The organism is Pseudomonas sp. TMW 2.1634 (assembly GCF_001703595.1).
Classification (GTDB): domain Bacteria; phylum Pseudomonadota; class Gammaproteobacteria; order Pseudomonadales; family Pseudomonadaceae; genus Aquipseudomonas; species Aquipseudomonas fragi.
Map to the genome: position 1 here is coordinate 5,416,546 of NZ_CP016849.1, position 20,382 is coordinate 5,436,927.

Here is a 20,382-nt window from a genome sequence, read left to right on the forward strand (position 1 = left end):
TCAATCGGCAGCCTGATTGAGCTGCCTGCGGTTAGCCGAGTGAGTCATTTTGCGGATGGCTGTCGAATTCTGGCAATGGCAATGTGCCATCATTGTGTATCAGTCCGAGGAAATGTTGTGAATTCTAAACTGGATGCCTTTCTGGAACGGGCCGAAGCGGTCCTTGCACGTCTTGAACCTTTGCTGCCGGCGCAGCGCGAATCGATCGAGTGGGACCAGTGCCTGGCAGCCAGGTGGCAGCGTGAAGGTCGCTCAGGCTATCTGATGCCGTTGCACGTCAGCCTTGAAATGCGCCTTTCGGACTTGATCGGGGTGGATAACCAGCGTGACCAGTTGGGGCGCAACACCAAACAGTTTCTCGATGGATTGCCTGCTAACCACGCCCTGCTCTGGGGCTCGCGAGGCACCGGCAAGTCTTCAATCATTCGTGCCTTGCTGGCCGAGTATGGCCATGCGGGGCTGCGTCTGATCGAGATCGAACGCGATCACCTGGCCGACCTGCCGCGCGTGGTTGAGCAGTTGCAGGGCTTGCCCCAGCGCTTTGTGCTGTTTTGCGATGACCTGTCGTTTGAAGCTGGCGAGAGTGATTACCGGGTGCTGAAAAGTGTGCTGGATGGCTCGCTGGAGCAAGCGCCGGATAACGTGCTGCTCTACGCCACCTCGAACCGTCGGCACCTGGTGCCGGAAAAGGAAAGCGACAACGAGAACTGGAAGAACGTTGACGGTGAGTTGCACCCCAATGAGGCCGTGGAAGACAAGATCGCCTTGTCTGACCGTTTTGGCCTGTGGCTGTCATTCTATCCCTTTACCCAGGATCATTTTTTGAGTGTGGTCGAGCACTGGATCGAGGTATTGGCCCGCAAAGCCGGTTTGCAGTGGCAACGCGACGAGGCACTGGATATTCTGGCCGTGCGCTGGGCGACCGGGCGTGGCAACCGCAACGGCCGTTGCGCCTATCAGTTCGCGCGTTATTGGGTGGGTTTGAAATTGTTGGAGCAAGTGAATGATTGATTTGAACGCCACAGGTGCAGGCCTGAACGGCTACACCCTGTTGCAGGCTCAGCTGGAGTCGTTGTTGGCAGATGAGCGTGACTTTATTGCCAATGCTGCACAGTTCTCGGCGTTTTTGTATCACCAGCTTGATGATCTGAACTGGGCCGGTTTCTACCTCAACCGCAATGAAGAACTGGTACTGGGCCCGTTTCAGGGGCAGATTGCCTGTGTTCGTATCCCGTTCGGGCGGGGCGTGTGCGGGGCTGCGGCGGCGAGCCGGCAGACCCAGCGGGTTGAAGATGTGCATGCATTTGCCGGGCATATTGCGTGTGACAGTGCTTCCAACAGCGAGTTGGTGGTGCCCTTGATCAAGGATGGCCGCCTGATTGGCGTGCTGGATCTGGACAGCCCGAGCATCGGGCGCTTCAGCGAGCAGGACCAGCAGGGCATTGAAGCCCTGGCTGCGATCTTCTTGCGTTTGAGCGAGTGCTGAGGCCGCTAGCCGCTTAGCCCGGCCTTGAGCATCAGGGCGTCGATATCGACCGGGTCGATTTGTTCCGGGTCGAGAAACTGCCGGGCATACTGCATAAACACCTGTTCGCGCATAAATAGCGCGAACAGTTGTGGGTCAATATGTGCATCGTGGCACATGGTGGCCATGATGCTCAGGGCTTCGCTTAACGTCTTGCTGCGTTTATAGGGGCGGTCCGAGGCGGTTAATGCCTCGAAAATATCGGCAATCGCCATCATCCGTGACTCCAGGCTCATCTCTTCGCGTTTCAGGCGTTTCGGATAGCCGGTCCCGTCCATTTTTTCGTGATGCCCGCCGGCGATTTCGGCAATGTTGCTCAAGTAGGCGGGCAGGGGCAGGCTGCTGAGCATCAGGATGGTCTGCACGATGTGGTTGTTGATGATGTAGCGTTCCTCGTTGGTCAAGGTGCCGCGCCGGGTGCTCAGGTTATACAGTTCACCCCGGTTGAACTTGTACGGTGGCACCTCGAGCTTGAAGCCCCAGGGGTTTTCAGGGTCAATCAGGTCGGCTTCAGGGCGAAGGAACAGGTGCTCGGGCTTGTCGGCCAGCAGCTGTTCGGTCACCGGCAGGTCGTGCTCCTCACGGGTTGACTGGCGCTTGTTCTCTTCCCAGGACACCCCCAGCCGATCATCCAGCGTTCGCTTCCAGGTACGCCGGGCAATGGTGTTCAAACGCTCAAGGTCGGCCTCCTGCATGGCCTCGCCGCCCAGGTTGCATTGCGCGACAAAGGCGAAGTCCTGGTCCAGCGCCGCCAGGCTGGCTTCGCGCCGTTCACTCAATTGCGCATCATCGCCACCCCGGGCGCGAGCTTGCCAGTAGTCGACCCAGGTATCGCGCTTGAGCACTTCAAAGCGGGTGCGGATTTCGTGGATGCGGTCGTACAGGGTTTCAAGCTTGGTGGCTTTGTCGACCACATATTCGGGCGTTGTGACTTTGCCGCAGTCATGTAGCCAGGCCGCGATGCGCAGGGCTTCCCACTGTTCTTGCGAGGGGTTGTACTGCTCGAATTCGGGCTGCTGGCTGGCGGCCGCTGCCTGGGCCAGCATCAGGGTGAGGGTCGGCACCCGTTGGCAATGGCTGGCGGTATAGGGGCTTTTGGCGTCGATGGCGCCCGCCAGCAGTTGAATCAGGGCATCCAGCAGATGCTTCTGACGTGCTTGCAGGCGCTGGCTTTCGATCGATACAGCCGCGGTGCCGGAGACGGCCTGGATAAAGGCGATGCGATCAGCCCGCAAGTGGTCCTGGTCGTCACTGGAACCGCTGTCGTTCAACACCAGCAGCAAAATGCCCACGGTTTCGCCGTGGCGGTTGTGCAGGCGAATACCGATCAGGTGGATACTCTGGCTGCCCAGTTGCGCCATGATTGGCTGCAAATCCCCCGCCTGCTCAAGGCTGAGCGAATGGGCGACGCTGTCATGGCCCTGGAACAAGCCTTGTAGCCACGACGGATTGTCGCTGCTGTCTGGGTCTATATCCGGCTGCAGTTGGGGGGTCAGGTCCTGGGGCTGGCCATTGATGATCAGTCCCTTCAACTCCAGTTGGCGGCTGTCGTTTTGTGTCAGGTAGATCAGGCCGGCCTGTGCCTGGGCAATCTTGATCGTTTCCAGCAAAACCGACTGCAGCAATGGCTCAAAACGGGTGTGGGCCGAGAGGCTGGAGGTGATTTCAAAAAAACTGGCGAGGGTTTCTTTCATGCGTGACATCGACCCCTCCAACTGGTCGATTTCAAGCACGATCGATTTCTGCTTCAGGGGGTAGTTGAAATCGAACCGCCGAATGGCATCGGCTTCGCGGACCAGCGCCTGCAAGGGCTTGACCAGCAAGCGCGAGGTCACCCAGCCCATCGGCAGGCACAGCAGCAGGGCCGCCAGTGTCACCAGGGCACCCTGCCATCTGAGCCGATAGGCATCGGCCAGCAATTCGTCTTCCGGCACCATCATGGCCAATTGCAAGGCATTGGTCCCGCCATCCTCGACGTTGAACCGTGTCACGACCCATTGGCGCTGGCCATCGTACAGACGCTGCTGGACGTCTGGGCCCTGGCTGACCAGGTAGCCCAGGGCCGGGTTCAATTCCGCGATTTTTGGCAGGTTTTCCGGGTCTTGCGCGGTGAGCAGCTTGCTGAAGTCCGGGTAAGCGATGGCGCGGTCATCGGCGCCGTACAACACGACTTGCGTGCTGGGTGTTATCTGATGCGCAGCCAGGGTGGCGGACAGTTGCGACAGGGTCACGTCGGCACCTAGCACCGTGTTGCCAGCGCTGCGTTTGGCCAGTGTTGTGCCAACTTCGTGGGTGGAAAAAAACAGATAAGGGTTAGTGGTGGTTTGATCGTGCTCGGCATGTGCCGGGATAAACCATTTTCGGCTGCGGGGGTCATAGGTTTCATTGGCAATAGTTCGCTGTGCCAGCTCGGTCAGGGCCGCATCCAGGTACACTTTTTTTGACTCAACGCCACCTTGTCGTGCCGAGCGGGTTATCGACCAGACTTCGTAGCGGGCTTGGTCTGGGGCCTGGAGCTGGAGCCTGATGGCCTCGTTGCGCAACGGCCTGACGAGAAAGAGGTTGCCGTTGTCATCCCCCAGATACAGGGCTGACAAACTGTGGTTGTCTTCAAGTGTTTGCACGAAAGGCAGCAGCAGCCCCCTTCGCCGCTCGGGCTGGTCGGTCACGGCGGCAGGGCTGAGGGTCAACAGGTTCAGGGCATGCCTGATGGGTTGGTAGGCGTCGAGCAGGTCGCGTTGAACATCCTGCTCCAGGTAACCGAACAGTTTCTGGCTGCTGGTGAGAATGACCTGGGTGGTTTGCTGGTAGTTGAACACACCCAGCACCAGGCCCAGCAGGAGCAACAAACATGTAAACATCGCACTAATGTGAACATGCAGCGGCAGTTGGCGCTTCCGGGATTGCGCAACATTGCGCATGAGCAGTTACTCCGCGATTGGTTCACCTGCCGATGCCTTTAAGCATAGTGAAACCGGGCCAACCTGCTCAGCCATTGGCCGGTTTTGCGGTTGGCGCTCAGGTGCCGCTGGCCAACTTTTGAAGTTGGCGGGCCAATACCTGCTCCAGGGCCTGCATGGCGGCTTGTACGTCATTGCGCGCCTGGATGAGGTTGGACGGGCTGGCGTGCTCCAGTATTTCGCAGTGCTTGATCAGATGCGCGGCACCGACGATGCGGGCCGCGCCTTTGATCCGGTGAGCAATATCGGCAAATGGCTTCAGGTCGCCGTTGTCGGGCAGGTGCATCAGGGCCTTGAGATCCTGGCCATTGCTGCGCAGCAGCTCTTCCAGCAAGCGTTGCTTGCGTTCGTTATCACCGCCTGAAAGCGCGTTGAGGGATTCCAGGTTGAAGGCCTCGTTGCCAGTGTCGAGCGGTACCAGGGCTGCCAGGTGCTGGCTGAGCAGGGTCAGGCTGATGGGTTTGAACAGGCAGTCGTCCATCCCGGCCATTGCGCAGCGCTGGCGCTCCTCAGGCTGGGCGTTGGCAGTAAAGCCCAGCACGGTGCATGGCCGTTGCTGCGACGCCTGCTCGTACTGGCGTATGGCCCTGGTGAGGTCATAACCGTTCATGACGGGCATGTTGCAGTCGGCAATGACCAGGTCGAATGTGCCTTCTTTCCAGGTTTTGAAGCCGACAGCGCCATCGTGTTCCGTGGTGAAACGATGCCCCAGATACCCCAGTTGCTGGCACATCAGCAATCGATTGGCGGGATGATCGTCTACCACCAGCACGTTCAAGCGGTGCGCCGCAGGGTTGATTACCGGTTCATGCGCGGCGCTGCTCAGGCAGGGCGGCAAGGTGGGCAGCCTGAGCTTTATCTCAACCAGGGTGCCCACGTTTACCTGGCTGCTCAGTTCCAGCGTGCCCCCCATCATTTCGCACAGGCTGCGGCAGATCAGCAGGCCAAGACCTGCACCGCTGAGGGCCAGTTGCCCGCTGTTTTCGGCCTGGGCGAAGGGCTCAAACAGACGGGCCTGATCGCGATCACTGATACCGATGCCTGTGTCCTGGACACTCAGTTGCAGCTCGGTGTGGTCGGGGGTGCTGGCAGGCAAAAGGTTGATCGCCAGGGTGACCTGGCCCTGGCGGGTGAACTTGATCGCATTGCTCACCAGGTTGGTCAGGATTTGCTTGAAACGCAGCGGGTCGATCAGCACATCGGGCGCATCGCCCCGGGCATGGAAGCGCAGGGAGAGCGTGAGGTTTTTTTGCCTGGCCAGGCCGTCAAACACCCTGATCACCGAATGGGCCAGGTTGCGCAGGTTGACGCGCTCCGGAGACAGGTTAAGGCGGCCTGATTCGATCCGGGCAATATCGAGAATATCGCCGATCAATTCCAGCAGGTCCTTGGCCGAGTGGTAGGCCACCTCAATGGAGGGGCGGTCGAGGTGCCCCTGGTCGGCGCGCTTGAGGGTGAGTTCCAGCAAACCGATCACGGCATTCATCGGTGTACGGATTTCATGGCTCATGGTGGCCAGAAAGGTGCTTTTGGCGCGGTTGGCGTCGTCGGCCAGTTCTTTGGCGGCGCGCAGTTCGTCCATAAGGTGGCGCCGTTCACTGATGTCAATCCAGCCTCCGATAATGCCCTGGACCTCGCCCAGAGAGTCGCGGAAGGGCAGGATCCAGTGATAGATGGTGAAGGTTTTACCGCCGATATTGAGCGGGCGATCCAGGACCAGCGGGGTGCCCTCAGCCATGACGCGCAAGTAGTCGGCCTGATAATCGTGTGCTTCGCACTCATTGCTCAGCAAGCCGCAGGCCTGCATCACCGTTTTGCCAATGACGTCTTCACGCCGGGCTGAAAAGGCTTGCAGGTAGCTGTCATTGCAGGTTTTCAGAATACCTTCGCGATCACGGACATAAATGGGATGAGGCGTGCCATTGACCATTGCCCGCATGAATTCAAATTGATCGCTGAGGGCCCGCTCGGCCATTTTTCGATGGCGGATCTGGCGGCGCATGTAGGCATTCCACACCAGGGACAGCAACAGCAACAGGCCGGTACCGATGATGATCTGGTAAATCAGGCGATGGTAGTTGCGCCAGTAGCTGTCGGATGCCGGGGCATAGCCGCGCCAGCGGCTGTTGATGATGCCCAGTTCATCCGGCGCAATGCTCAGCAGGGCCTTGTTGAGGATTGAGTTCAACTCGGTGGCATCCCGGGCAGTGGCGAGGGCAAAGGTTGCAGGCTGGGTGCCGAGGGTGGCGCTGATTTGCAAACGGTCCCGAAACATTTGCGAGGCGAGCAAGTAGTTGGCAATCACCAGGGTATTGACGGCGCCTTGTACTTCACCCTCTGCCAGTAACTCTGTTGCGCGGTAAATACTCTCTGTTTCGACCAGTGTTATCCGGGGGTAGTGGCTGCGCAGGTAGTCGGTCAGGGGGTTGCCCTGGCTCAAGGCCAGTTTCTTGCCCGCCAGTTGTTCGAGGCTTGCAGGTGCCTGGTGCCCCTTGGCCGTGAGCAGGACAAACGAGTTGACCAGGTAAGGGCGAGTGAACTGCAAGGTGGTCTCTCGCGAAGCGGTCGGGCTGATGGCCGAGATAATGTCGGCTTCGCCCTGCTTGACCCTCTGTATCATGGTATTGAGGCCGTGCGCGCGCTGTATCTCGAAGCGCAGGCCGGTGCGCAGGCGGATCATTTCCAGCAGGTCTGCGGTGATGCCTCTGAAGTTGCCGTGGGCGTCAAAGAAGGTTAGCGGTGCCAGGGTTTCGCTGACCACGACTCTGACCACCGGGTGCTGGGCCAGCCATTGTTCTTCGCGCGCGGTCAATTGCAGCTTGTTATCGGAGAGCAACATGTCACTGCCCGCGCTCCAGCGCTTGGCGATGCGTTCCTGCTCGCTGTCGGGTACGGCGTTGAGCGTGGCGTTGATGATAGCGAGCAGTTGCGCGTTGTCATGGCGTACGGCAAAGCTGAAGCCGTGGGCTTCGTGTCTGCCAAAGTTGGCCATCTTGATGTTTTTCAGATAGCCCTTGTTGATCATGTAATGGGTTGAGACCGTGTCCCCCAGGAATACATCCGCCTGATCGAAAGCCACGGCATTGAGTGCGTTTTGATAGGACGGATATGACTGAATAATGGCCTTGGGGTAGAGCGCCTTGATCTCATCCAGGGGCAGGTAGTGGTAAACCATGCTCAGGCGCAAGCCTTCAAGGCCTTGTGAGAGTGACCGGGTTTCGCCCTCGCGGGTCACCAGTACGGGCTGGTCGATGGCGTATGGCGCAGACAGCAGCAGGTTGCGGTTGGCGGCTTCAAACCCATTGGACGTACCGAGCAGGTCGATCTGGCCCTCTTCAAGTGCCTTGATGGCAGCGTCTCTGGATGCAAAGCGCTCGACTTTTATTGATACGCCGAGGCTTTTGGCCAGAATGCCGACGTAATCGGCGGTGAGCCCTTCGTAGTCCTGACCGCTGTCGGTCATGTCGAAGGGCGGGTAATCGGCAGTTGAAGTACCCACCCGAAGCTCGCGCTTGTGCTCCAGCCAGTAACGCTGCGCGTTATCCAGCGCCACTTCCACGCCAGAGCTGGCCGAGCGGCTGAGCAATGAAAGGGTTTCAGTGCGGGCGGGCTCGGCGGACACGCAAGTGCACAGCACTAAAGCGCTGAGCAGTGATAAATACTTGTTTAACCGCGTGGGCATTCTGTTTCTCACACCAGGCCGTTACGTTTGGCCATTTCGATAAGTTCAACCAATGAGTGGGCTTTTAGTTTTTGCATGAGCCGTTTTTTGTAAGTGCTCACGGTCTTGTTGCTCAAAAACATGCCGGCAGCGATTTCCTTGTTTGTTTTGCCTTGCGCGAAGAGCTTGAGGACCATGAGCTCGCGGTCATTAACTTGTTTGAATAGCTCGATTTCGGAAAAGTTGTCGCTTTCATTTTTTTCAGGCGTCAATGCCTGGCTGGGAAAGTAATTGTAGCCAGAAAATACAGCTTTTATTGCACTCACAAGTTCGCTGAGCTCTTCCTGTTTGCACACATAGCCGGCAGCACCTGACTGCATGCAGCGCATGGCGAAGAGCTTGGGCGACTGGGCGGTTAGGACCAGGGTTTTGAGGGTTGAATTCATCGAATTGAAGCGCGACAGGACTTCCAGGCCATCGAGTTTTGGAATGCTGATATCGAGAATGATCAAATCGGGCACGCATTCACGGATCATTTGCATGGCATCGACGCCGTTGTCAGTTTCCCCGACTATTTCATAGCCTTCATGTTCTAACAACATGCGAATGGCCAGGCGGATAACCGGGTGATCGTCGACAATAAAAACGCTGTTCATATTGGCTCCCCATAATGTGCTGTATAGAAAGAGCGCACCTTAGCTCAGATGTAAGTGCGGGGGCACGAATCAGGTCGCCTACAAACGTAGTATGGGAATATTCCTACGTTAAATAAGGCGTGAACTTACGAATTATTTGAGTGGTGTGTCCGGAGTTGTCGGGTAATTGAACGGATGTTTAATGCAAAGAGTCGTTTTGGTTTGTTGTTGTCAATTATATTGAGAATGGTCCTACAGTTTTGTTCTTTTTTTCTACTTTGCGTGTGGCTTTTTACGGTGTGTATGTTGCTCGACAGGTATGCTTGAAAAAGCGGCTTGGGGTGCAATGCCAAACAGGGCACCCGGGCCTGTGCCCGCCCTTTTGTGCAAGGGCGGGGCGGGGCCATCAAATGGGGGTGGAGTGCCCGGTCATGGCTTTTGCCATTTCCGTGGCATAGCTGTCGGTCATGCCGGCGATAAAGTCGATAATGCGCATAAACGAGCGATGCAATGGCCAGTCCGGATCCGGGGCATTGTTGCCCAGCAAGTCGAGGATGCGGCGGTTCTTGAACGATGGGGTGCGCCCGCCGTGTTGCTCCAGCGCTGCGCCACAAAAGGCATTGAGGAGGATTTCCAGGGACGTATAGGCACCGATTTCATGCAGGGTTTTGCGCTTGTCCTGAAAGATCCTCTGGCGTGCCATGTCTTTGGCGTCCAGCACGCAGCGTTTGGCCGGGCCGTGCATATGTTCGACCAGATCACCCGGCAAGGTGCCTGCCAGCAGCGCTTCCTGTTGCTCCACAAAGGCCCTGGCCGCCGCATTGGTTAGGTGCTCGATGGCCTTGCCACGCAGTATGGCCAGTTTGCGCCGCCGGGAGTCATTGGGGCCCAGCAGGCGATAAGTCTCGGGCAAATCATCGCCCACCAGGTTCAACAGCAGCGACTCGACCTCGCTGTACTGCAGCAGGTCCATTTCCAGGCCGTCTTCCAGGTCGATCAGCGCGTAGCAAATGTCATCGGCTGCCTCCATCAGGTAGACCAGCGGGTGACGCGCCCAGCGCTGCTCTTCCAGCTGCGGCAGGCCCAGCTTGTGGGCGATGCCTTCAAGCAGGTGCAACTCGCTCTGGTAGCAGCCGAACTTGTGCTTCTTGTAACCCAGCGAGTCGGCATGCCGCGCGGTCCACGGGTATTTGAGGAAGGTGCCCAGGGTGGCGTGGGTCAGGCGCGTGCCACCGTCGAACTGGTGGTACTCCAGCTGCGTCAGCACCCGAAAACCCTGTGCATTGCCTTCAAAGCTCAAGAAGTCGTTACGCTCGACATCGCTCATGTCATCCAACCAGCCGCGCTTGGCGGCCTGCTCGAACCAGTTGCGAATGGCGTCCTCGCCGGAGTGGCCAAAGGGCGGGTTGCCAATGTCATGGGCCAGGCAGGCCGATTGCACCACCATGCCCAGGTCGGCGGGGTCGCACCATTCGGGCAGGGCACTGCGGATCGTTTCGCCCACGCGCATGCCCAGGGAGCGGCCGACGCAACTGACTTCGAGCGAGTGGGTGAGGCGGGTATGGATATGATCGTTGCTGTTGACCGGGTGGACCTGGGTCTTGCGCCCCAGGCGGCGAAAGGCGCCCGAGAAAATGATGCGGTCGTGGTCTTTGTGAAAAGGGCTGCGCCCGAGTTCTTCCGGGCTGTGGTGAGGTTTGCCGAGGCGTTCGCGGTTAAGCAGGGTTTGCCAATCCAAGGCGCAATGCTCCGTTAGTGACTGATTACCCAGCTTCTCGCTTCATGGCGGATGACGCAAGTGGCGGCATGATCAGGAGCGCCATATTGTGGGAGCGGGCTTGCTCGCGATGCAGGCGGCGCGGTGTTTCAGTCAAACCGCGTCGATGCCATCGCGAGCAAGCCCGCTCCCACAGATGGGGGCCTGCTCAGGGCTTGCGCGTGGCCTGGATGACCATCTTGATCAGCGGTATCAGCCCGGTGGTCAGTCCGATCCAGCGGGACGTACCCTCGGTATTCCTGCTTTTGGCGCCTCTGCCCGTGAGGAATCCGAGCAGGGTGACAATCCCCACGCCCCACAACGGCGCGTGCTTGATCCCCAGGGTTTCTTGCCAGTTGCTGGTCATCCCGCGCATTTTTTGCAGGGGTTGCAGCAACTGTTGCGATTCATGACGAATCTCCTGGCGGTGCATTTCCATGCGCAGGCGAATCAGGGTTTTGCGCAACTCCTGGCGTGATGCGTTTTGCGGCAGTTCAGGCAGGCTCATGGCAACAAACGCTCGCGGTCTTTGGCCAGCTCTTCAAGCGTGGCGTTGAAAGGTGAGGACTCATCGAAGATCGCGGCCTTGAGACGCAGCCCGCAGAACACGGCGGCCAGCGTATAAAACACACACAGCCCGATAAGGCCCGGGATGCGGTAGCTGTCCCAGAGCAGGATCATCACCAGCGCCGATAGGCCGATCAGCAGCAACAGGGCGAACACCAGTGCCAGCCCGGCAAACAACAACAGGCTGACGGTGCGTGCCTTCTGCTCTTGCAGTTCAATGCCCAGCAATTCGACATGGCTGTGCAACAGACCCAGGAACGCGGCACCCAGGCGCCGCGGTGAGGAACGGGGGGAGCCGGATTCGTCTGTCATATCAGCGCCGTGTTGCCAGCAGGCCCAGAACAAAGCCGACACCCGCCGCGATGCCCACGGACTGCCAGGGGTTTGCCTGCACATAATCTTCGGTGGCCACCACGGCGGCCTGGCTGCGGTCCTTCAACGATTCCTTGGTGTCTTCCAGGGTTGCGCGGGCTTTGAACAGGCTGTCCTTGATCTGGGCGCGCAGTTCTTCAGCCTGGTCGCCGGCCAGGGACGCGGTGTGTTCCAGCAGTCTTTCGGCGTCGAGTACCAGCGTCTGGAAATCGGCCATCAGAATTTCTTGAGCATTCTTTGCTGTTTTACGGGCCATGATTCACTCCATTAGTGGCTTGATAATCGTTCGAGTGTAGGCCTTCGGCGAAGGTTCACTCGTTTCCCTGGCATTGCTCACGCTTTTAGTCAGGCAATGCCAGGGCTGTTTTAGGTTTGCCAAGGCAAAACCTTACCTTAAATCAGTCGTTTTCGCGGGGGATTGCAGCGTCCAGTGCGTCTTCGCTTTCAAAACAGCCTTCGAGCAAGTGATAGCGGTCATGGCGCACCTGATCAACCCGGCGCTGCACGGTTTTTTCTGACAGGCCCAGCAAGATCAGGGCATGGGAGGCGAGCATAAGGCTCGACTCGAGTAATTCCGGCACCACCTCGGTGGCGCCTGCGGCCTTGAGCTCGGTGAGTTGGCTGTCATCGCGGGTCCTGACCAGAATGGGCACTTCGAGGGTAATCAGGCGGGCTTCCTTGAGCACGCTCATGGCCACCTCGGTGTTGTCCACGGCAATTACCAGCAGTTGCGCACGATCCAGGCCTACAGCGCGCAGCAGGTCGCCGCGACGGGCGTCGCCGTAGTGTACGCAGCTATCCGCTTTTGCGGCTTCCTCAATGCGGTCGGGGTCGTAGTCCAGCGCGACAAAGTCCTTGTGTTCGCTGCGCAGGAAACGGCCGATGGACTGGCCCACGCGGCCATAGCCGCACATCACCACATGCCCCTGGAGTTCCGCGTTTTGAGTGGCGATCTCTTCCAGCTCTGCCTCTTCATAGGATTGACGGTGCAGGCTGGCGGCGATCAGTGGCGCGGCGCGCAGCAGCAGGGGGGTCAGCAGCATCGAGCAGAACGTGGCGGCCAGCAGGTAGGCCGCCATATCCGCCGGGATCAGCGAATTGCTCTGCATTTGTGCCATCAGGGCAAAGCAGAACTCACCGCCCTGGGCCAGGGCCAGGCCGCTGCGCCAGGCGGTTTCTCCGTCGCTGCCACGCAACTTGACCAGTAGTGCGACCACGGCGCCCTTGATCAGCATCAGGGCCAGGGTCAGCCCCAGGATCAGGAAGCCGTGGTGAACGAAAAGCTGCAGGTCGATCAACATGCCGATGCTGACAAAAAACAGCCCCAGCAGGATGTCCCGGAAGGGGCGGATATCGGCTTCAATCTGATGCCGATAGTGGCTTTCACCCAGCAGCATGCCAGCCAGGAAGGCCCCCAGCGCGGGGGACAGGCCCAGCAGGTGGGTGAGCCAGGCGGTGAGCAGTACGATCACCAGCGCCAGCAACACGAACAGCTCGGCCGAACGCGACGCGGCCACTTCGTGAAACAGGCGCGGCAGCAGGAAGCGGCTGGCAAACAGCAGCCCCAAAAACAGGATCACAGTCTTGCCCAAGGTCACCGGCAAGGCCCAATACCAGGCCTGGTCGCTGCTGCCGGCGAACACCGGCACCAGGGTCAGCAGTAGTACCGCAACCACGTCCTGAAACAGCAGTACGCCGATAGCATTCTGACCGTGACGACTGAAGATTTCCCCCAGGCTGGTCAGCTCTTTACTCACGATCGCCGTGGATGACAGGGCGAGCCCGGCACCCAGCAGGAAGGCGCCGTTAAGGCTCATGCCAAAGGCGTACAACAGGCCGCCCAGGGCCAGGGCTGAACACAGCACTTGCAGGCTGCCCAGGCCAAACACCACCCGGCGCAGCTTGAGCATTTTTGGCAGTGAGAACTCCAGCCCCAGGGAAAACAGCAAAAATACCACCCCAAGCTCGGCCAGGTCCGGCAGGTCGGGGCTGTCGTTGATCCAGTCCAGGGCGGTGGGGCCAACGAACAGGCCGACACACAGATAACCCAGCACCGGCGGCAGTTTCAGGCGCCGGAACAGGGCGATGACCACCAGTGACGAGGCAAGGATGATTAACAGGTTGGCAAACACAAAAGGCTTCCTTGGCAGGTCGAGAAAAAAGTCGCGAGCATCCAGCAATAGCGAAAGGCTGTCGCTGATGTGGGTCAAGCGTAGTCGCAAGCAGCGCAATAGAGCGATGGTAATGGCAAATCATTCGTCCGGCTGCGGGTCGACGTCAGCGGGCCAGGCTCTTAAAATAAAGGCTTTAGTTCTCAGGTCGTTATTTATGCCTCCCGAATGCCAATTGTTCGGCACCCTGGGGTGTCACCTGTGTGAGTTGGCCGAGGCGATGCTGATGCCTTTGGTGGAACACGGGCTGATGGTCGAGCTGGTCGATATTGCCGACAGCGATGGGTTGTTTGAGCGCTACGGTTTGCTTATTCCGGTACTGCGCAGGGTCGACACAGGCCAGGAACTGGGCTGGCCGTTTGATACTGCTCAGGTGGTCAATTTCCTCGGATAAACCTGCATAATCACCGGCTGCATATTCCGCTCGAGTTCCTTTATGTCGTCCCAGCCTTTCATCGCCGCCGAGCACCAAGCCAGTACCTTGCACCTGCCGCCAGGCAAGTGGCCGACGGTGCTCGACTGTCTGAGTGAACACTTCAGTGCCATCAGCCGCGAGCAGTGGCTCGACCGTATCGCCCGTGGCCGGGTGCTGGACGCCGACGGCGCGCCGATCAGCGCGCAGCTGGCGTACAGGGAAGGCCTGCGCATTCATTACTTTCGCGAAGTGCCCAATGAAACGCCCATCCCGGTGCAGGAAACCATCCTGTATGCCGATGAGCATCTGGTGGTGGCTGACAAGCCGCATTTTCTGCCAGTGACCCCCGGCGGCGAATATGTCGAGCAAACACTGTTGCGCCGCCTGATCCGCACCCTGGGCAACCCCCATCTGGTGCCCCTGCATCGTATCGACCGGCATACGGCGGGCCTGGTGCTGTTTTCTGCCAATCCGGACACTCGTTCGGCGTACCAGTCGCTGTTTCCCACGCGCAAGATCGAAAAGCGCTACGAGGCTATCGCTCGTGCCCTGCCTGAGCTTGAGCTGCCGCGGGTGCATAAAAGCCGGCTGGTGGAAGGCGAGCCGTTTTTCCGCATGAAAGAAGGGTCAGGCGCCAGCAATACCGAAACGCGGGTCGACGTGTGCGAGAAAAACGGTGAGTTGTGGCGTTATGCGCTGTACCCCGTCACCGGGAAAAAGCATCAGCTACGGGTACACATGGCGGCGTTGGGGGCAGGGATTTGCAATGACCCGTTCTACCCTGAGGTGATCAGGGACGCCGTGGATGACTATGCCAACCCGCTGAAGCTGTTGGCCCAGAGCTTGCGTTTTGTGGATCCGGTGACGGGGCAGGAGCGTTTTTTCGAGAGCCGGCTTTCTTTGGGCTGGTAAAAACAAAACCCGCACAAGGCGGGTTTTGTTTTAAGACCAGAGAGCGGGATTACAGCTCTTTAACGGTACGAATCTGGTCTTTGTTGATGCGGGTTTCTTTACCGTCCAGTTGCTTGAACTGGTAGAAGCCAGAATTGTCATCGTATTTTGGCGCGTCAACTGTCTGGATTTCGCGACCGTCGTTGAGTGTGATCACCGAAGGCGAGGAGCAGCCGGCAAGGGCGGCCATGCCAGCAGCGAGCATCAGGGCGGCGAGAGTCCGGTGAGTCATGGTGTATCTCCAACAAGTGAATGTGCTGTTAATGATTACTGTCCTTGAGACGTATACATCGTCTGCAAGTTCCATTGCTAGTCCCGGGCAGACACTGGCGCGGATTATTTCAGCAAGTCCGGGGTATTGAAATTGGTTAGCCGAGGGTCATTTTCGGCGCATTGCCAGGCCCGTGCATTGAGCTGGAGCATGATTTTGCGCGGGCTGCGTTCGCCGGCCTGCCAGGCGGTGTCGAACGCGTCTTTCAGGGCTGTGGGGATCACGCACAGCAACGGTTCCCAGTGCTCGCCGTGGCGCACCATTAACGGCTGATCGGGGTGTTCGTTGGTCGCGGCCAGCAGGGCAGCGAGCAAATCACGGTCAATGTTGGGCACATCACAGGGCAACACCAGCAGGTGCGGATGGCGGGCTGCGGCCAGCCCCGCACGGATCCCTGCCAGCGGCCCGGCGAAGTCATCATTGCCATCACTGACCAGTTGGTCGGCGAAGCGGGCGTACTGATCGTGATTGCGGTTGCACGAAATGATCAGGTCATCGGTCAGCGGGCGGGCGGCGCGCTGGGCGTACGCAATCAGCGGCTGGCCCTGCCAGGTCACCAGGCCCTTGTCCTGCCCGCCCATGCGCTGGCCGCGGCCGCCCGCCAGCAACAAGATGGAGCATTGAATCAGGCTCATGAGGCACTCCGTGCAACCAGGCAAAAGAAGGGCTGTGATATAACACCGGGCTGTTTCTCCTACAACTGGACCTCGTCTATGAAAGCCAAGGTTGACGCACCTTTCGTACCTCTGAATATCGCCGTTCTGACCGTCAGTGACACCCGAACCCTGGAAACCGATACCTCGGGCCAGGTCTTTGTCGACCGTCTGCGTGATGCCGGGCACACCCTGGCGGCACGGGTGTTGCTCAAGGATGACCTGTATAAAATCCGCGCCCAGGTCGCTACCTGGATCGCCGACGATACGGTGCAAGTGGTGCTGATCACCGGCGGCACCGGCTTTACCGCACGCGACAGCACACCTGAAGCGGTGAGCTGCCTGCTGGACAAGCAGGTGGATGGCTTTGGCGAACTGTTCCGGCAGATATCAGTGGCTGATATTGGCACCTCGACCGTGCAGTCCCGTGCCCTGGCCGGCCTGGCCAACGGTACGCTGGTGTGCTGCCTGCCGGGTTCGACCAACGCGGTACGCACCGGTTGGGACGGGATATTGGCCGAGCAACTCGACTCCCGCCATCGCCCGTGTAACTTCGTCGCTCATTTGAAGCAGGCAGCGGCCTGTGACAGCCGTGGGTAAGCCGGGCCGCAGTGGCGCGCTGATGCCGGTTGAAGAGGCCCTGGAGCGTCTGCTGGCTCTTGCTGAAGCGGCGCCGATCCGTGCCATTGAAACGGTGCCAGTGGGGGCAAGTGATGGCCGTGTACTGGCCCATGATCTGGTGTCCAGCCTTGATCTGCCGCCCTGGCCCAACAGTGCAATGGACGGTTACGCCCTAAATCTGGCCGATTGGTCGGGGGAGCCGTTAACGGTCAGCCAGCGTATTTTCGCTGGCACGGCCCCCGAGCCGCTGGCACCGGGTACCTGTGCCAGGATTTTTACCGGCGCCCCCGTCCCTGCCGGGGCGGACTGCGTTGAAATGCAGGAAAACGCCGAGGTGCAGGCCGACGGGCGTGTGGTGTTTACCCACCCCCTACACGCAGGTCAGAACATTCGTCCCCAAGGGCAGGAAACTACCGTTGGTGAGGTCGTCTTGCCTGCGGGCACGCGCCTGGGGCCGATTGAGCAGGGCCTGGCGGCGTCCTTGGGCTGTGCCGAACTGCAGGTGATTCGGCGGGTCAAGGTGGCGGTATTGTCGACCGGCGATGAGTTGATCGAGCCCGGACAACCGCTGGGGCCGGGGCAAATCTACAACAGCAACCGGGTGTTGCTGTGCAGCTGGTTGGCGCGCATGGGGTGTGAGGTGGTCGACGGGGGAATCTTGCCTGATGACTTGCCCGCGACCCGTCAACGGCTGGGGGCGTTGGGGGCGGTTGACCTGATTTTGTCCACGGGCGGGGTGTCGGTGGGCGAGGCGGACTTTTTGGGTATCGCGCTGCGTGAGGAAGGCGAGCTGGCGCTGTGGAAACTCGCCATCAAACCGGGCAAGCCCCTGACCTGCGGGCATTTTCGCGGTGTGCCGGTGATCGGCTTGCCGGGCAATCCGGCGTCGACCCTGGTGACGTTCGCGTTGCTGGCACGGCCTTACCTGCTGCGCCGTCAGGGCGTGCAGGCGGTGGCGCCGCTGAAATTCCAGGTGCCTGCCGGTTTTGTCTGGCCCAAGCCGGGCAATCGCCGCGAGTACTTGCGCGGGCGCCTGGAGCAGGGGCGGGCGGTGATCTACAAAAACCAGAGTTCGGGCGTGCTGCGCAGCGCGGCCTGGGCCGAAGGGCTGGTGGAAGTGCTGGAAGAGCGCACCCTGGTTGAAGGCGACCTGGTGGGGTTTATTCCCTTGAGTGAAGTGCTGGGTTAGCACTGTTGCTCCATCTGTGGGAGCTGGCTTGCCTGCGATGCAGGCGACCCGCTCTTTCAGGTCAATCGCGGTGATCCCATCGCGAGCAAGCCCGCTCCCACCCCAATGAACTCAAACCGGCACGCGCCCATAGATATCAGTCAGGCGCACGATGTCGTCTTCGCCCACATACTCGCCGCTTTGCACTTCGATCATGACCAGCTCGGCCTCCCCGGTGTTGCCCAGCCGGTGGGGAGTGCCGGGCTGGATAAAGGTCGATTCGTTGGTGTCGAGCCTAAAATCACGGTCGCCATTGGTGACCTGTGCGGCGCCGCTGACCACGATCCAGTGCTCGCTGCGCCGCTGGTGTACCTGCAAGGACAGCGCGGCCCCGGGCTTGACCACGATGCGCTTGATCTTGAACCCGGGGCCTTCCTCCAGCACGGTGTAAGTGCCCCACGGGCGGGTGACGGTGCGGTGCAGGCGGTAGGCATCGTGGCCCTGGCGCTTGAGCGCTTGGGCGATGTGCCTGACGTCCTGGCTGCGCCGGGCGTCCGCTACAAGCAGCGCATCCGGCGTGTCGATAATGATCAGGTCGTTGAGTCCGACCCCGCCCACCAGACGTTTCGGCGAATCGATGTAGCAGTTATGCACATCGTGCAGTACGTTTTCGCCCGTACACTGGTTGCCATTGTCATCAGCCCGGGTCAGTTCGCGCACCGCCTGCCATGAGCCGATATCACTCCAGCCCAGCTGGCAAGGCACCACGGCCACGTGTTGCGAGCGCTCCATCACGGCGTAGTCGATGGAGATATCAGGCACCCGGGCGAAGCTTGCGCTATCCAGTTCGAGATGACGTTGCTGCTGGCCCTCAAAAATCTGACTGTGCGCCAGGCAGTGATTCACCGCATCCAGTACCTGGGGCGCATGGGTCTTGAATTCTCGCAGCACACTGTCGGCGCGCATGCAGAACATGCCGCTGTTCCACAGATGCAGGCCGCCGTCCAGGTAGCCTTGGGCCGTCAGGGCGTCAGGCTTTTCTACAAATTGCGACACTTTAAAGCTGTCAGCGTTAAGTGTCGGGCCTTTTTCGATGTAGCCAAAACCGGTTTCGGCCCGGGTTGGCAGGATACCGAAGGTCACCAGCCAACCCTGTTCGGCCAGTTGCCGGGCGCTGTCGACGGCCTGAGTGAAGGCCGCAATGTCTGTGATCAGGTGGTCGGCGGGCAGCACCAGCAACTGCGCATCGCCGCCGTAGCGCTGCGCCACCTGCAAGGCAGCTGCGGCAATCGCCGGGGCGGTGTTGCGGCCAAAGGGCTCGAGGATAAAGTCCAGCTCGATGACAGGGGTATTCAGCGGGCGGTAATCGTCGAGCGTGCGGAAAAACACGTCCCGGTTGGTCACGGTCAGCAAGTGCGCCACATCAGGCAGGCTCGCGGCGCGGGTAAAGGTCTTTTGCAGCAGGCTCTGGCCGTCGGGCAGGCACATAAAGGGCTTGGGCATGGCCTCGCGCGACACGGGCCACAGCCGGGTACCCGCGCCACCGGCGATGATGCAGGGGACCAGTGTGCTCATGGAAAACGCCTCTAGAATCATGGGACTGCTGTCAGGGGCTGAAGTCTGACGGGTTCTGCGGTTTTGATCGACCCGTGAAGGTTAAATCATCCGTGCATGGGTCTTTCTGGCCTGGCTGTTGTCCAAGCAGTCAGACCGATTATGTTGAGGGATGGAACATGAGTGCAGGCAAGGCGTTTTTGATTTTGCACGGCAAGCAGGCGCTTAACGAAGACGTGCGCGCCGCCGTCGAGCAACAGCGTGCGGCGGGCCGGGAACTGGCGGTGCGCCTGACCTGGGAGGCCGGTGATGCCCAGCGCCTGGTGCGCGAGGCCCTGGAGGGCGGTTATAGCCAGCTGATTGCCGGCGGTGGCGATGGCACCTTGCGCGATATTTGCGAGGCGATGGCCCTGGCCGATACCGAGGCCAGCCTAGTCTTGTTGCCGCTGGGCACCGCCAATGACTTTGCGCGGGCCGCGGGGGTTCCCCTTGAGCCCGGCCCGGCCCTGGCCCTGCTGGATGCGCCAGCCCGGGCCATCGACCTGGGTGAAGCTGACGGCAAGTTGTTTTTGAATATGGCCACCGGCGGTTTTGGCAGCCAGGTCACGGCCAATACCTCCGAAGACCTGAAAAAGGTACTGGGTGGCGCGGCTTACCTGTTTACCGGATTGTCCCGCTTCAGTGAGCTGCACGCCGCCTACGCCGAATTGCAGGGGCCGGACTTCCACTGGAAAGGCGAGCTGCTGGCGCTGGGCATCGGCAACGGTCGTCAGGCCGGGGGCGGGCAAGTGCTGTGCCCCGAGGCGCTGGTGGATGATGGCTTGCTGGATATCAGTATTTTACCTGCGCCCCAGGAAATCGTCGGCACCCTCAAAAGCCTGATGGCCGAAGGCTGGGGGCTGGATAACCTGTTTGTCCGCGCGCGGTTGCCCTGGGTTGAAATCAAGACTGCCGAAGGGTTGGCAATCAACCTCGATGGCGAACCCCTTGCCGGCGATGCCATGCGTTTTGCCGTGCGCAAGGGCGCGCTAAAGGTTCACTTGCCGCCAGGCTCGCCTTTGCTGGGCCAGTAACCGCGGGCAGGTTAATTGATGGCTAACCG

Annotated in this window: 18 protein-coding genes; 7 read left to right on the top strand and 11 right to left on the bottom strand. The window is 59.8% G+C overall.

The window, feature by feature from the left end:
* The first annotated feature begins 81 nt into the window (after positions 1 to 81).
* Both BFC21_RS25850 and BFC21_RS25855 read left to right on the top strand, forming a co-directional pair.
* Positions 82 to 1,011, top strand: a complete 930-nt coding sequence (locus BFC21_RS25850; RefSeq protein ID WP_371914966.1) for an ATP-binding protein — start codon at positions 82 to 84, stop codon at positions 1,009 to 1,011.
* Positions 1,004 to 1,486, top strand: a complete 483-nt coding sequence (locus BFC21_RS25855) for a GAF domain-containing protein (protein ID WP_086796095.1) — start codon at positions 1,004 to 1,006, stop codon at positions 1,484 to 1,486. The genes BFC21_RS25850 and BFC21_RS25855 overlap by 8 nt, the downstream gene beginning before the upstream one ends.
* A 5-nt stretch (positions 1,487 to 1,491) precedes the next feature.
* Here BFC21_RS25855 and BFC21_RS25860 read toward each other — a convergent pair whose 3' ends face one another.
* From BFC21_RS25860 to BFC21_RS25895, 8 genes are all read right to left on the bottom strand, one after another.
* A complete protein-coding gene (locus tag BFC21_RS25860) occupies positions 1,492 to 4,446 on the bottom strand; it encodes an HD domain-containing phosphohydrolase (protein WP_120266654.1) in 2,955 nt (984 codons plus the stop codon).
* 97 nt (positions 4,447 to 4,543) lie between these two features.
* Positions 4,544 to 8,167: a transporter substrate-binding domain-containing protein gene (locus BFC21_RS25865; RefSeq protein ID WP_120266655.1), complete on the bottom strand. Its 3,624-nt coding sequence runs from the start codon at positions 8,165 to 8,167 to the stop codon at positions 4,544 to 4,546.
* 8 nt (positions 8,168 to 8,175) lie between these two features.
* The gene (locus tag BFC21_RS25870; protein ID WP_095004232.1) at positions 8,176 to 8,802 is read right to left on the bottom strand and encodes a response regulator transcription factor; all 627 of its coding nucleotides are present in this window, start codon (positions 8,800 to 8,802) and stop codon (positions 8,176 to 8,178) included.
* Positions 8,803 to 9,187: 385 nt separating this feature from the next.
* Positions 9,188 to 10,519 carry a deoxyguanosinetriphosphate triphosphohydrolase gene (locus BFC21_RS25875; RefSeq protein ID WP_088379302.1) on the bottom strand — a complete coding sequence of 444 codons (1,332 nt, stop codon included), beginning with the start codon at positions 10,517 to 10,519 and terminating at the stop codon, positions 9,188 to 9,190.
* A 187-nt stretch (positions 10,520 to 10,706) separates the two neighbouring features.
* Positions 10,707 to 11,045 (bottom strand): hypothetical protein, encoded by a 339-nt coding sequence (locus BFC21_RS25880; RefSeq protein WP_088379303.1) that lies wholly within the window; start codon positions 11,043 to 11,045, stop codon positions 10,707 to 10,709.
* A complete protein-coding gene (locus BFC21_RS25885) occupies positions 11,042 to 11,416 on the bottom strand; it encodes a phage holin family protein (protein ID WP_016780029.1) in 375 nt (124 codons plus the stop codon). The genes BFC21_RS25880 and BFC21_RS25885 overlap by 4 nt, the downstream gene beginning before the upstream one ends.
* A 1-nt stretch (position 11,417) precedes the next feature.
* A complete protein-coding gene (locus BFC21_RS25890) occupies positions 11,418 to 11,732 on the bottom strand; it encodes a YqjD family protein (protein WP_088379304.1) in 315 nt (104 codons plus the stop codon).
* Positions 11,733 to 11,874: 142 nt separating this feature from the next.
* The gene (locus tag BFC21_RS25895) at positions 11,875 to 13,608 is read right to left on the bottom strand and encodes a monovalent cation:proton antiporter-2 (CPA2) family protein (protein ID WP_088379591.1); all 1,734 of its coding nucleotides are present in this window, start codon (positions 13,606 to 13,608) and stop codon (positions 11,875 to 11,877) included.
* Between the two features lie 196 nt (positions 13,609 to 13,804).
* On the opposite strand from BFC21_RS25895, the gene BFC21_RS25900 reads away from it, so the two are divergent.
* Positions 13,805 to 14,041, top strand: a complete 237-nt coding sequence (locus tag BFC21_RS25900) for a glutaredoxin family protein (RefSeq protein WP_016780032.1) — start codon at positions 13,805 to 13,807, stop codon at positions 14,039 to 14,041.
* A gap of 42 nt (positions 14,042 to 14,083) precedes the next feature.
* The gene (locus BFC21_RS25905; RefSeq protein WP_120266656.1) at positions 14,084 to 14,974 is read left to right on the top strand and encodes a pseudouridine synthase; all 891 of its coding nucleotides are present in this window, start codon (positions 14,084 to 14,086) and stop codon (positions 14,972 to 14,974) included.
* Positions 14,975 to 15,023: 49 nt separating this feature from the next.
* Here BFC21_RS25905 and BFC21_RS25910 read toward each other — a convergent pair whose 3' ends face one another.
* Positions 15,024 to 15,245, bottom strand: a complete 222-nt coding sequence (locus tag BFC21_RS25910; protein ID WP_016780035.1) for a YgdI/YgdR family lipoprotein — start codon at positions 15,243 to 15,245, stop codon at positions 15,024 to 15,026.
* A gap of 104 nt (positions 15,246 to 15,349) precedes the next feature.
* Positions 15,350 to 15,919: a molybdenum cofactor guanylyltransferase MobA gene (mobA, locus tag BFC21_RS25915; RefSeq protein ID WP_120266657.1), complete on the bottom strand. Its 570-nt coding sequence runs from the start codon at positions 15,917 to 15,919 to the stop codon at positions 15,350 to 15,352.
* A gap of 78 nt (positions 15,920 to 15,997) precedes the next feature.
* Between mobA and moaB the strand changes: the two genes are divergently transcribed.
* Together moaB and glp are read left to right on the top strand one after the other, a co-directional pair.
* On the top strand, positions 15,998 to 16,537 hold the full coding sequence (moaB, locus tag BFC21_RS25920) for a molybdenum cofactor biosynthesis protein B (RefSeq protein ID WP_088379306.1): 540 nt from the start codon (positions 15,998 to 16,000) through the stop codon (positions 16,535 to 16,537).
* Entirely contained in the window at positions 16,521 to 17,747 is a 1,227-nt protein-coding gene (glp, locus tag BFC21_RS25925; protein ID WP_120266658.1) for a gephyrin-like molybdotransferase Glp, read from the top strand. Before moaB ends, glp begins: the two co-directional genes overlap by 17 nt.
* A 111-nt stretch (positions 17,748 to 17,858) precedes the next feature.
* On the opposite strand, the gene BFC21_RS25930 is transcribed toward glp, so the two are convergent.
* Positions 17,859 to 19,301, bottom strand: coding sequence for a mannose-1-phosphate guanylyltransferase/mannose-6-phosphate isomerase (locus BFC21_RS25930; RefSeq protein ID WP_120266659.1), 1,443 nt, complete (start codon positions 19,299 to 19,301; stop codon positions 17,859 to 17,861).
* A gap of 158 nt (positions 19,302 to 19,459) precedes the next feature.
* On the opposite strand from BFC21_RS25930, the gene yegS reads away from it, so the two are divergent.
* Positions 19,460 to 20,353: a lipid kinase YegS gene (yegS, locus tag BFC21_RS25935; RefSeq protein WP_088379309.1), complete on the top strand. Its 894-nt coding sequence runs from the start codon at positions 19,460 to 19,462 to the stop codon at positions 20,351 to 20,353.
* Positions 20,354 to 20,382: the final 29 nt, after the last annotated feature.

Coding starts and splice junctions, on each gene's coding strand:
- mobA (WP_120266657.1), bottom strand. CDS start 15,919: ATGAGCCTGATTCAATGCTCCATCTTGTTGCTGGCGGGCGGCCGCGGC.
- BFC21_RS25900 (WP_016780032.1), top strand. CDS start 13,805: ATGCCTCCCGAATGCCAATTGTTCGGCACCCTGGGGTGTCACCTGTGT.
- BFC21_RS25890 (WP_088379304.1), bottom strand. CDS start 11,732: ATGGCCCGTAAAACAGCAAAGAATGCTCAAGAAATTCTGATGGCCGAT.
- yegS (WP_088379309.1), top strand. CDS start 19,460: ATGAGTGCAGGCAAGGCGTTTTTGATTTTGCACGGCAAGCAGGCGCTT.
- BFC21_RS25865 (WP_120266655.1), bottom strand. CDS start 8,167: ATGCCCACGCGGTTAAACAAGTATTTATCACTGCTCAGCGCTTTAGTG.
- BFC21_RS25885 (WP_016780029.1), bottom strand. CDS start 11,416: ATGACAGACGAATCCGGCTCCCCCCGTTCCTCACCGCGGCGCCTGGGT.
- BFC21_RS25930 (WP_120266659.1), bottom strand. CDS start 19,301: ATGAGCACACTGGTCCCCTGCATCATCGCCGGTGGCGCGGGTACCCGG.
- BFC21_RS25880 (WP_088379303.1), bottom strand. CDS start 11,045: ATGAGCCTGCCTGAACTGCCGCAAAACGCATCACGCCAGGAGTTGCGC.
- BFC21_RS25910 (WP_016780035.1), bottom strand. CDS start 15,245: ATGACTCACCGGACTCTCGCCGCCCTGATGCTCGCTGCTGGCATGGCC.
- moaB (WP_088379306.1), top strand. CDS start 15,998: ATGAAAGCCAAGGTTGACGCACCTTTCGTACCTCTGAATATCGCCGTT.
- BFC21_RS25870 (WP_095004232.1), bottom strand. CDS start 8,802: ATGAACAGCGTTTTTATTGTCGACGATCACCCGGTTATCCGCCTGGCC.
- BFC21_RS25855 (WP_086796095.1), top strand. CDS start 1,004: ATGATTGATTTGAACGCCACAGGTGCAGGCCTGAACGGCTACACCCTG.
- BFC21_RS25850 (WP_371914966.1), top strand. CDS start 82: ATGTGCCATCATTGTGTATCAGTCCGAGGAAATGTTGTGAATTCTAAA.
- BFC21_RS25860 (WP_120266654.1), bottom strand. CDS start 4,446: ATGCGCAATGTTGCGCAATCCCGGAAGCGCCAACTGCCGCTGCATGTT.
- BFC21_RS25905 (WP_120266656.1), top strand. CDS start 14,084: ATGTCGTCCCAGCCTTTCATCGCCGCCGAGCACCAAGCCAGTACCTTG.